The sequence below is a fragment of the Pseudomonas sp. CCC4.1 genome (assembly GCF_035019225.1).
GTDB lineage: Bacteria > Pseudomonadota > Gammaproteobacteria > Pseudomonadales > Pseudomonadaceae > Aquipseudomonas > Aquipseudomonas bubulae.
The window spans coordinates 174,603-185,158 of sequence record NZ_JASJWL010000002.1; the positions used below are offsets into that span (position 1 = coordinate 174,603).

Below are 10,556 nucleotides of genomic sequence, written 5' to 3' on the forward strand. Positions count from 1 at the left end.
TGATAGGCGCCAAGGCATCGGCGGCGATATATAACTATATGGAAGGTTGGAATAAGAAATCTAGAACTTTTTTATCATTTTTATTGATTCATCAGCCTTACACATCAGCACTGCGCCGGCGCTGCATCAGGGGCACCAGATACACCGGTATCTTGGCCAGCTCGATAACTCGGGCGGCCGTACGTCCCAAATGCGATTCGCCCCCCGAGGGCTGGGCATGACTGCCCAGTATGAGCAGGTCTACTGAAAGCTTTTGCGACTGCTCCAGAATGACGTGTGAAGGCTCCCCTTGAATAACCTTGACCGATCGGATCAAGGCCAGTTCCTGTTCCCACCCCGCCAACTCTTCGCGAAGACTCTCCAATACCCGCAACTCGATATTGGAAAGCATTGTGCTCATGCCCTGCTGGTGCAGCTCGCTCAACGCCTGCTCATCGAGATAGCTCTGCAGTACCGACTCGGCAAACAGGCCCATGGGCTCAACCACATGCAACACAAACAGATCGGCGCTGAAACTGCGGGCCATTCCAAGCGCATGCTGCATCACAACGGGCGCGTAAATGCCGAGGTCAGTGGCGTACAGGATTGAGCGAATCATGCGACCTTCCCGACAGCGTCAATATACGAAGTAAGTTGAGCTTAGCAGCGTCGGGACAAGTGCGATGCTCCGCTCGGCAACTCGCCGGCAATGCTTATTCGGGGGCGAAATCCCTGGATTCATTGCTGATGCCGTGAGGCACATGGCCGGTCGCCACCACCTGGCGCGCCCTCTCGCAATGACCGGCCTGGTCATCAAAAAATACATCCGCAGCAAAGGCTTCGAGAAAGGCCGATTTATCCAGCCCGCCCAGAAAAAGCGATTCATCCAGACGAATGTCCCAGTCACGCAACGTGCGGATCACCCGTTCATGGGCAGGAGCCGAACGGGCAGTGACCAGCGCAGTGCGAATCGGGCAGTTGTCATCGGGGAACTCGCGTTGCAACAGGTTTAAAGCCTCCAGAAAGCCCTTGAAGGGCCCGCCCCGCAGCGGATTGCGCGCAGATTCGCGCTCAAGGGACTGAAATGCCTCCAGGCCTCCGGACTGGAAAACCCGCTCCGACTCGTCGGAAAACAGCACCGCATCACCGTCAAAGGCAATCCGCAGTTCATTGCTTTCGGCACGCAGTGAGCCACCCGAGAGAATGGTTGCGGCTGCAAAACCCGCATCCAGGGCACTGCGCACATCCTCGGCATGGGTCGACAAAAACAGATCACAACCAAAAGCATTGAGATAGGGATGGGGGTTGCGCCCGCCCGAGAACGCTGCCCGGGAAATATTCAGGCCGTAATGCTGGATCGAATTGAACACCCGCAGCCCGGTATCGGCGCTGTTACGCGAGACCAGCACCACCTCGACCCGCTCCCGGCCAAGGCTGGCATTAAAGCTCAGGAGCTTCTTGACCAGCGCAAAGGCATCCCCCGGGGCCAGTACTTCATCTTCATGTTCGATCTGGTATTGCCGGTACGCCTCGATCCCCTGGGCCAGGTACACCTGATGGCTATCGCTCAAGTCGAACAGGGCCCGAGAAGAAATGGCCAGCACCAGCTTGCCCTTTAAGCCTTTGCTCATATCGCCTCCACAGCACTAAAGCGGGTTCAAACGTTGCTTCACGGTAGCTCGTCAGGCTCAAGCATCAAGGCCAGCCGAACATGATGTGCCAGCTCACCTTCGCTCAGGCGCGATTTCAACTCACCGTAAAAGGCCCCGTTGTGCACCACAAACAGGCTAGGCAGATGGAAAATTTCGTAGCGCTCGACCAACCCGCCGTTGTTGCCGGCATCAATCCAGCACAACCGTTCAACGGGCAATTGCATGCCGGGCAGCATGCGCCGGGCCACCCGGCACGCCGAACAGCCCGCTCCTGTAAAGATGACCAGCGAGGTGCCGGGAAGTGCCAGCAGTAGCTGGTCGGCATCAAAGTCAGTCAGTTCCATCGCAGTCACTATACTCATAAGACAATACTAATTTAATGGCACCTGGAGTCCGAATTCATGGGTCGTTTTTTACCTCACCCAGATGATATTCCCGTTGAGATAACGCTACGCAACCAACCTTCACTGCCGCGCCAGAAGCTGCACTCTATCAGCCTCGGCGGCGTGGCATGCAACAGCGACAGAAGCTGGCGATGCGGCACCGCCGTTGATATGTCCATGCCTACCCTGGGGGAAAACGCACGTTATCCGGGCTATATAGCCTGGTGCGAAAAGCGCAAGGAGGGTTACCGCATCGGCGTTGCCTTGATTGATGAACAAACCCTGTTTGGCGCGCGAATGGGCGAACAGGTCTGTCAGATCGAACACTTCTCACGCCTGCAGCAGCAACAAAGCCCCTGCCCCCAGGACCTGCAAGCCCTGGCTCTGGAATGGGTCACTCATCACGCCGTGGAGTTCTCGCAAGCCACCATGGACCACGCAATGGCGCAGGCCGTGCTGGATTAAAGCTGTACCTGCCCATTGTCGACCTACCGGATAACGCGTTAAGGTTCGGCTCCCCGATGCGCTCAATCAAGCTGTGCTCCGCCGCACGGGGATCGCTGGCGGCCGGCACCCGTGACCTGACGAGTAACACGATGGCTGATTTACCGATCGACGACCTAAACGTTGCCTCCAACGAAACCCTGATCACCCCTGAACAGCTCAAACGCGAGATTCCTCTCAGCGAAACAGCGCTGCGGACCGTGACCAAAGGGCGCGAGGTGATTCGCAACATCCTGGATGGCACTGACCATCGACTGTTCGTTGTCATCGGGCCTTGCTCGATTCACGATCTCAAGGCTGCCCATGAATACGCCGAGCGCCTGAAGGTGCTTGCGGCTGAAGTCAGCGACACGCTGTATCTGGTCATGCGGGTTTATTTCGAAAAGCCCCGTACCACCGTGGGCTGGAAAGGCCTTATCAACGACCCGTATCTGGACGACTCGTTCAAGATCCAGGACGGTCTGCATATTGGTCGCAAGCTGCTGCTGGACCTGGCCGAAATGGGCCTGCCAACCGCAACTGAAGCCCTCGACCCGATTTCCCCGCAGTACTTGCAGGACCTCATCAGCTGGTCGGCCATCGGCGCACGCACCACTGAGTCCCAGACTCACCGTGAAATGGCGTCCGGCCTGTCTTCGGCCGTAGGCTTCAAGAACGGTACCGATGGCGGCCTGACGGTTGCGATCAATGCCTTGCAGTCGGTTTCAAGCCCGCATCGTTTCCTGGGTATCAACCAGGAAGGCGGCGTGTCGATCGTCACCACCAAGGGCAATGCCTACGGTCATGTGGTATTGCGCGGCGGCAACGGCAAACCGAACTATGACTCCGTCAGCGTTGCGCTCTGCGAGCAGGCACTGACCAAGGCCAGGATCACCCCGAACATCATGGTCGATTGCAGCCACGCCAATTCCAACAAGGACCCGGCCCTGCAGCCGCTGGTCATGGAAAACGTGGCCAACCAGATCGTCGAGGGCAACCAGTCGATTATCGGTCTGATGGTTGAGAGTCACTTGAACTGGGGCTGCCAGGCAATTCCTAAAAACCTTGAAGACTTGCAGTACGGCGTGTCGATCACTGATGCCTGCATCGACTGGTCGGCTACCGAGACCACCTTGCGCAGCATGCATGCCAAGCTCAAGGATGTGTTGCCAAAGCGCACCCGCGGCTAACACCCCATGTGGGAGCGGGCTTGCTCGCTCCCACAATAGTTTGGCGCCAGTTCCGCACGGTTGCAGACGCACACAAAAACGCCGGGCATGCCCGGCGTTTTTGTGTGCGTGTTCTTCAGGTATTGGCCTGAGGGCGCTTGTGGCGTTCCATATAGCGCTCAACGTATGAACACGAGGGAATCACCTCATAGCCCATCTTGTCTGCGTAATCGAGCGCCTGCTCCGTCAAGGCTGCCGCAATACCCCGACCACGCAGGGCGTTAGGCACAAACGTGCGATAGATATCCAGAGTCTGCTTGCCCAGATCCATGTAGGTCAGGTAAGCACGATGACCGTCGACAGTGGTCTCAAACTGGTGACCTGCCTGGTCATGGTGGATAGACAACGCCTCGCTCATCATTGCTCCTCGCGGGTCTTGTAGTGTGACCCCTACCTTACTGATGTTTTTCCGCCGAGGGAACTACTACGCCATCACGCACGCGCTGCCAGCCCGGGATGTGCCGGCAGGCCTGATTAGAGAGTAGCCACTCTAGTGCAAATGTTCACTTCCCGGGGCAGCCAGTTGTCAGCAGATCAGGCCCGCCCAAACGTTTCGCCGGCCCGACATCCGTGACCCGGCCCTGAACATTTTCCGGAAGGTTGAGGCTATGACGTACAACCGCACTTAAAGTCACGCTGCGCCATCACTCTGATGCCACTTCGTGCACTCCAAACTGACTGTTTTACAAACACAATCTGTTAAAGCTAGCCTACCGAGATTGCCAGCCAATTATTTTTTTTGGTTCTTGCGCTAGGTCATTTTACTTACTACAAGTAATGGGTACTATGTACGCCGGCTGTTTCCTCACTTTGAAGGAACAGCTTCAATTAGAAAGTCCTTGAAGGGGAACACGATGAACAACGTTCTGAAATTCTCTGCTCTGGCATTGGCCGCAGTTCTGGCTACCGGTTGCAGCAGCGTATCTAAAGAAACTGAAGCCCGTCTGACTGCAACTGAAGATGCAGCAGCTCGCTCCCAGGCTCGTGCTGACGAAGCCTACCGTAAAGCTGATGAAGCTCTGGCTGCTGCTCAAAAAGCACAACAGACTGCTGACGAAGCTAACGAGCGCGCTCTGCGCATGCTTGAAAAAGCAAGCCGCAAGTAATAGTCCTTCGGGACTGTTATCAAGCCGACCTATTTATAGGTCGGCTTTTTTATTGCCTGCCGGTCACTAAACAGGCAATAAAAAAGCCGCCAGGGGTATTAACCGGGGCGGCTTTTTATTGCGCTTGTTCAGTACGGCTTACTGCACATAATCCAGCGACTGGCCAGTAGCCATACCGGTATTGGTTGTGCCGATTACTGCAGGTATGCCGGTTTCTGCTCCCACTACCGGGAATGCCAGATCCTTGTCTATCTGGATGCTGTTTTCAAGGTCCTGATGCTTGAGCAGGAAGTTCATGAAGCCTGCGTACTTGTTCTGCAAGTCTTCAGGGGTCAAGTGCGACTTGTCGCTCACGGCCAGCAACGAACCATCCTTCACGTTCAACGGCTCGTGAACTTCAAGGAACACCTTGCCGCCACTGACGCCAATTTTGTACGGCTCGTTGATGATCCGCACCGGCGTACCCACCGGCACCATCTGCGCCATTTGCAGCACGTTCTGGTTAAGCATGCGGAAGCAGCCGTGGCTGGTGCCCGTGCCAATGCCGAACTTGGCGTTGGAGCCGTGGATCAGGTAGCCCGGCATGCCGAGGGTGAACTTGAACGGACCCAGCGGGTTATCGGGGCCTGCGGGCACCACGTTAGGTAGCGGGTCGCCATTTTTGGCGTGCTCGGCCTTGATCGAAGCCGGCGGTGTCCAGGTCGGATTGGGCGTCTTGGCGGTGATTTTGGTTTGCCCCAGGGGCGATCCCCAACCTTCGCGGCCAATCCCCAGCGGGAAGGTGTAAACCTTGTTCTGGTCCTTGGGATAATAATACAGGCGGTATTCGGCGAGGTTGATCACGATCCCCTCACGCTTGCCCGGCGGCAGGATGAACTGGGTCGGCAACACGATATCGGTATCGACGAGGGTGCCATCCGGGTTCTTTTTGACCGGCAGCCAGGCGTCTACCCCGGGGTTGGCAGCGATCATTTCCGAATAGCCCAGCTCGTACTGGTTACCCAGGTCGGCAAAGGAGTCTTCGTACTTGCCTTTGATCACCTGCACTTCGCCAACGACATCTTCGCCAGGCGGTGGCAGCGGGAATTCAAGCGCGACCGCGGGACCCGCAACACAAAGTGCGGCAACGGACAGGTAGCGGGTAACTGCAGGTAGGCGCGACAACATCCGGAACATCCTTCGCATAATCAACGGGGGACAAAAAAAGGGAGTGTACACCGCGCCCACGGGGAGCGTGAGCCGGTCAGGGCATCAAACAGGTAAGATCATAGTTCAAAGCGCAACTCTGGCCAGATGGGCTCCGTGCCCCGGCGCTGCGACTCGATGATTGCCCGGCACAGCGGGCATAACCGGTGGTCCTGAAACACCTTGCGGGTGACATCCGACCAACGCGGTTGCGCCGGCAGCAATGAGCCACACAAGGTGCGGTCAATGGTGCCTCCCAGCTCCAGTTGACGTGTCACCAGATGCACCCGTACCTCCTGGCAGGCGAACAGATCGAGCTGCTCATCGGGCTCGATCAGTTGATAGGCATATAAAGACCAGGCAGGACGCGACATCGAGGGCTCCAAATCGGGGGGGCGCCACCTTAGCCGAAACACTGCCACTAGAAAAGCATCAAAGCAGGGGTTTTAACGCCGGCCACACATTATCCAGCAAAAGCCCCTGCGCACCGACTGCCGGGTGGATGCGATCGGCCTGCATCAGTTCGGGCTTGCCGCCCACGCCCTCAAGCAAAAACGGCACCAGGGCAACGTTTTTTTCCTTGCCCAGCTCGCTGTACACCGCAGCAAAAGCCCGGGTGTAACGCGCGCCATAATTGGGCGGCAATTGCATCCCCAACAGCAACACCTTGGCACCCGCCTGCTGCGAGGCATCGATCATTCCTGCAAGATTTTGTTTCAATTGCGCAGGGAGCTGCCCGCGCAGGCCATCGTTGCCACCCAGCTCGACAATCACTACATCCGGTTTATGCTCTGCAAGCAGCGCAGGAAGCCGCGCCAGCCCTCCGGCGCTGGTGTCGCCACTGATCGAAGCATTGACCACCTTGTCGTCGTAGCCTTGCTCCCTGAGCCGCTGTTCGAGCAAAGACACCCATCCCTGACGGGTATCCAGGCCGAAAGCCGCGCTGATACTATCGCCGACGATCAAGACAGTTCCCGCCGTTGCCGTCTGTGCCACGCACATCAGGGCCAGAGCAACACTTAAAAACCACACACGCATTGGATTCTCCATGGGCGAAAGTATTCTCACCGCGCAGAACCTTAGCAAAGTGGTTCCCAGCGCGGAAGGCGAGTTAACCATCCTGCACTCCTTGAGCCTCGAACTGAGCAAGGGCGACAGCCTGGCGATTGTCGGCGCCTCAGGTTCAGGCAAATCGACGCTGCTGGGCCTGCTCGCCGGCCTCGACCTGCCCAGCCAGGGCGAAGTAATCCTGGCCGGGCGGGCCCTGAGCACCCTGGACGAAGACCAGCGCGCCCGGGTGCGGGCCGAACACGTGGGCTTTGTGTTCCAGTCATTCCAGCTGCTCGACAGCCTCAATGCCCTGGAAAACGTCATGCTGCCGCTGGAACTGGAGGGTCGCAAGGATGCCCGCGAGCATGCCCGCCACCTGCTGGAACGCGTCGGCCTGGGCCAGCGCCTGAGTCACTCGCCACGCCAGCTGTCCGGCGGCGAGCAGCAACGGGTCGCCATTGCCCGGGCATTTGCCGCCAATCCCGACGTGCTGTTTGCCGATGAACCCACCGGCAACCTGGACAGCCACACTGGCGAGCGCATCACCGACCTGCTCTTTGAACTGAACAAGGAAAACGGCACTACCCTGGTGCTGGTGACCCATGACGAACGCCTGGCCCATCGTTGCCGGCGCCTGATCCGTCTTGAAGCTGGCCATCTGGTCGGCCCTCTGGAGCCCTGATGGCACGTCTGCCGCTGTTGCGCATGCTGAGTCTGGCCGTACGCCAATTACTGCGCGATGCCCGCGCCGGCGAGCTGCGGGTGCTGTTCTTCGCCCTGCTGGTCGCCGTGGCGGCCAGCACGGCCATCGGCTACTTCGGTGCCCGTCTTAATGGCGCGATGTTGTTGCGTGCCACCGAGTTCCTCGGCGCCGACCTGGTGCTTGATGGCACGGCACCGGCCCGTGAAGAACAAATCAAGGTCGGCAACGACCTGGGCCTCGAACACGCCCGCGTGGTCGAATTCGCCAGCGTGATTGCCACCGACAATGGCATTCAGCTCTCCAGCATCAAGGCGGCAGACGATGCCTACCCGTTGCGCGGCGAACTGAAAAGCGCCCCGCAGCCCTATGCCGAAGAACAGCCTGGGGGCGGTCCCAAATCCGGTGAGGCCTGGGCCGAAGCCCGACTGCTGACCGCGCTGGACCTGAAGGTCGGCGATGAAATCGATGTCGGTTCAAAAACCGTGCGTATCACCCGCGTGCTGACTTACGAACCCGACCGGGCCGGCAACCTTTACAGCCTGACCCCACGAGTACTGATCAATCTGGACGACCTTGCCGCCACCGGCATCGTACAACCGGGCAGCCGTGTCACCTACCGCGAACTGTGGCGCGGTGAAGCACCGGCGCTGGAATCGTATCGCCAGGTGATCAAGCCTGGCCTGGACGCCAACCAGCGCCTCCTGGACGGCCGTGACGGCAACCAGCAGATCGGCGGTGCGCTGGGCAAGGCCGAGCGTTACCTGAACATGGCCAGCCTGGTGGCGGTGCTGCTGGCGGGCGTGGCCGTAGCGTTGTCTGCCACCCGCTTTGCCAATCGGCGTTTCGATGCCAGCGCCCTGCTGCGTTGCCTCGGCCTGTCACGGCGCGAAACACTCTGGTTGTTTACCCTGCAACTGAGTGTGCTCGGGCTGATGGCCAGCCTCGCCGGCGCCTTTCTCGGCTGGCTCGCGCAACTTGGACTGTTCGCCCTGTTGCATGACCTGCTACCGGCTAACGTACCGCCCGGCGGCCTGATGCCGGCGATTGCCGGGATGGGTACCGGGCTGGTGGCGCTGGCTGGTTTCGCCTTGCCGCCGCTCGCGGCACTGGGCCGCGTACCTCCACTGCGGGTGTTGCGCCGCGATTTGCTGCCGATTCCGGCCAGCACCTGGACCGTCTACGGCGCGGCGCTGCTGGCACTGGGGCTGATCATGTGGCGCATGAGCCTGGACCTGGTGCTGACTTTCGCCCTGCTCGGGGGTGGCGTGATTGCCGCCGTGGTGCTTGGCGGAATCCTGCTGCTGGGCCTGCAAAGTCTGCGCCGCCTGCTGGCCCGTGCCTCACTGCCCTGGCGCCTGGGGCTGGGTCAGTTGCTGCGCCATCCGCTGGCCGCGGCGGGCCAGGCCCTGGCCTTTGGCCTGATCCTGCTGTCGATGGCCCTGATCGCCCTGCTGCGCGGCGAATTGCTCGACACCTGGCAAAACCAGTTGCCCAAAGATGCACCCAACTACTTTGCGCTGAATATCCTGCCGGCCGACAAGGAGGCTTTCGGCGCCCACCTGATGACCCTTCAGGCCCGCGCTGCGCCGCTGTACCCGGTCATTCCGGGGCGTCTGATCAGCATCAATGGCGAACCGGTGCAGGACATCGTCAGCAAGGACTCCAGTGGCGACAAGGCCATCCAGCGCGACCTGAGCCTGACCTGGGCCGCTGACCTGCCTGCCGAAAACCAGCTGACGGCAGGTAGCTGGTGGGGCCCGAAGCCCGAAGGCGATGTGCCGGGCGTTTCAGTGGAAGCCAAAGTCGCCGAAAGCCTCAAGCTGAAGCTGGGCGACCTGATGACCTTCACCATTGCCGGTGTCAATCGCGAAGCACGGGTCACCAGTTTGCGCAGCATCAACTGGGACAACTTCCAGCCCAACTTTTTCATGATTTTCCAGCCTGGCACCTTGCAGGACTTGCCGGCCACCTACCTCACCAGCTTTTACCTGGCACCGGGACACGACAAGGAAATCATCGAACTGTCGCGCACCTTCCCGGCCGTGACCATCTTGCCTATCGATGCATTGCTGGAGCAACTGCGCAGCATCCTGGCGCAAGTGACCATTGCTGTGGAATACGTGCTGCTGTTTGTATTGGCGGCGGGCATGGCGGTGCTGTTTTCCGGCTTGCAATCCACCCTGGATGAACGCATTCGCCAGGGCGCCCTGCTGCGCGCGCTGGGGGCCGAGCGGCAACTGCTGGTGAAGGCCCGGCGCATCGAGTTCGGCCTGCTGGGCGCCACCAGCGGCCTGCTGGCGGCGCTGGGGGCCGAACTGGTCAGTCTGGTGCTTTACCGCTTTGCCTTTGACCTGCCGTGGCACCCACATCCGTGGTTGTTGCTGTTGCCGGTGCTGGGCGCGGTGATGGTGGGCGGTGCGGGCGTGTTTGGCACACGCAGGGCGCTGAATGCCAGCCCGTTGACGGTGTTGCGCGAGGGTTGATATGGCCAGACACTATAAATCCTGGCGTTGACGAGCGCAGCGAGGCTGCGATCGTCGTTTTGGGAATCAACTGTTACGCCGCGTACATATCCGGCATTTGCGTATAACTGAAATATTGGTTTCGCCCTTACGGCGAGTCCATTTTGAAAGGACCCAAAAGGAACCAAAAGGTCCTCGCCCTACCATTCGGCCGATTCGCCAAGGTTCGCCGGCTCCTTCCGGCTCTGTTATGGGAGCGGGCTTGCCCGCGATGGCAGCACTTTGTTCCTCCAGATAGAACGAGGCTGTCTCTTATACACATCT

The 10,556-nt window shown here is 59.3% G+C and carries 12 protein-coding genes; 5 read left to right on the forward strand and 7 right to left on the reverse strand.

Annotated features, from left to right (window positions below; translation table 11 throughout):
* Positions 1–97: 97 nt before the first annotated feature.
* The 3 genes from QN377_RS01855 to QN377_RS01865 all read right to left on the reverse strand — a co-directional run bounded on the left by QN377_RS01855 (position 98) and on the right by QN377_RS01865 (position 1,975).
* Positions 98–598, reverse strand: coding sequence for a universal stress protein (locus QN377_RS01855; protein ID WP_095002144.1), 501 nt, complete (start codon positions 596–598; stop codon positions 98–100).
* 94 nt (positions 599–692) lie between these two features.
* Positions 693–1,610 (reverse strand): 5'-nucleotidase, encoded by a 918-nt coding sequence (locus QN377_RS01860; protein WP_095002145.1) that lies wholly within the window; start codon positions 1,608–1,610, stop codon positions 693–695.
* A 38-nt stretch (positions 1,611–1,648) separates the two neighbouring features.
* Complete coding sequence (locus QN377_RS01865; RefSeq protein ID WP_095002146.1) at positions 1,649–1,975, reverse strand: thioredoxin; 327 nt, start codon at positions 1,973–1,975, stop codon at positions 1,649–1,651.
* A 57-nt stretch (positions 1,976–2,032) separates the two neighbouring features.
* On the opposite strand from QN377_RS01865, the gene QN377_RS01870 reads away from it, so the two are divergent.
* Positions 2,033–2,479, forward strand: a complete 447-nt coding sequence (locus QN377_RS01870) for a PilZ domain-containing protein (RefSeq protein WP_095002147.1) — start codon at positions 2,033–2,035, stop codon at positions 2,477–2,479.
* Between the two features lie 131 nt (positions 2,480–2,610).
* Entirely contained in the window at positions 2,611–3,687 is a 1,077-nt protein-coding gene (locus tag QN377_RS01875) for a 3-deoxy-7-phosphoheptulonate synthase (RefSeq protein ID WP_095002271.1), read from the forward strand.
* 115 nt (positions 3,688–3,802) lie between these two features.
* Here QN377_RS01875 and QN377_RS01880 read toward each other — a convergent pair whose 3' ends face one another.
* Positions 3,803–4,084 (reverse strand): GNAT family N-acetyltransferase, encoded by a 282-nt coding sequence (locus tag QN377_RS01880; protein ID WP_019827604.1) that lies wholly within the window; start codon positions 4,082–4,084, stop codon positions 3,803–3,805.
* Between the two features lie 496 nt (positions 4,085–4,580).
* On the opposite strand from QN377_RS01880, the gene oprI reads away from it, so the two are divergent.
* Positions 4,581–4,832 carry an outer membrane lipoprotei OprI gene (oprI, locus tag QN377_RS01885; protein WP_003172710.1) on the forward strand — a complete coding sequence of 84 codons (252 nt, stop codon included), beginning with the start codon at positions 4,581–4,583 and terminating at the stop codon, positions 4,830–4,832.
* A 138-nt stretch (positions 4,833–4,970) separates the two neighbouring features.
* Here the strand turns inward: oprI and QN377_RS01890 are convergent, their stop codons facing one another.
* From QN377_RS01890 to QN377_RS01900, 3 genes are all read right to left on the reverse strand, one after another.
* Positions 4,971–5,999, reverse strand: coding sequence for a L,D-transpeptidase family protein (locus QN377_RS01890; protein ID WP_095002149.1), 1,029 nt, complete (start codon positions 5,997–5,999; stop codon positions 4,971–4,973).
* A 98-nt stretch (positions 6,000–6,097) separates the two neighbouring features.
* On the reverse strand, positions 6,098–6,391 hold the full coding sequence (locus QN377_RS01895) for a hypothetical protein (protein WP_003446817.1): 294 nt from the start codon (positions 6,389–6,391) through the stop codon (positions 6,098–6,100).
* A gap of 58 nt (positions 6,392–6,449) precedes the next feature.
* The gene (locus tag QN377_RS01900; protein WP_095002150.1) at positions 6,450–7,055 is read right to left on the reverse strand and encodes an arylesterase; all 606 of its coding nucleotides are present in this window, start codon (positions 7,053–7,055) and stop codon (positions 6,450–6,452) included.
* 10 nt (positions 7,056–7,065) lie between these two features.
* On the opposite strand from QN377_RS01900, the gene QN377_RS01905 reads away from it, so the two are divergent.
* On the forward strand, positions 7,066–7,749 hold the full coding sequence (locus QN377_RS01905) for an ABC transporter ATP-binding protein (RefSeq protein ID WP_095002151.1): 684 nt from the start codon (positions 7,066–7,068) through the stop codon (positions 7,747–7,749).
* On the forward strand, positions 7,749–10,253 hold the full coding sequence (locus QN377_RS01910) for an ABC transporter permease (protein WP_169916696.1): 2,505 nt from the start codon (positions 7,749–7,751) through the stop codon (positions 10,251–10,253). The genes QN377_RS01905 and QN377_RS01910 overlap by 1 nt, the downstream gene beginning before the upstream one ends.
* Positions 10,254–10,556: the final 303 nt, after the last annotated feature.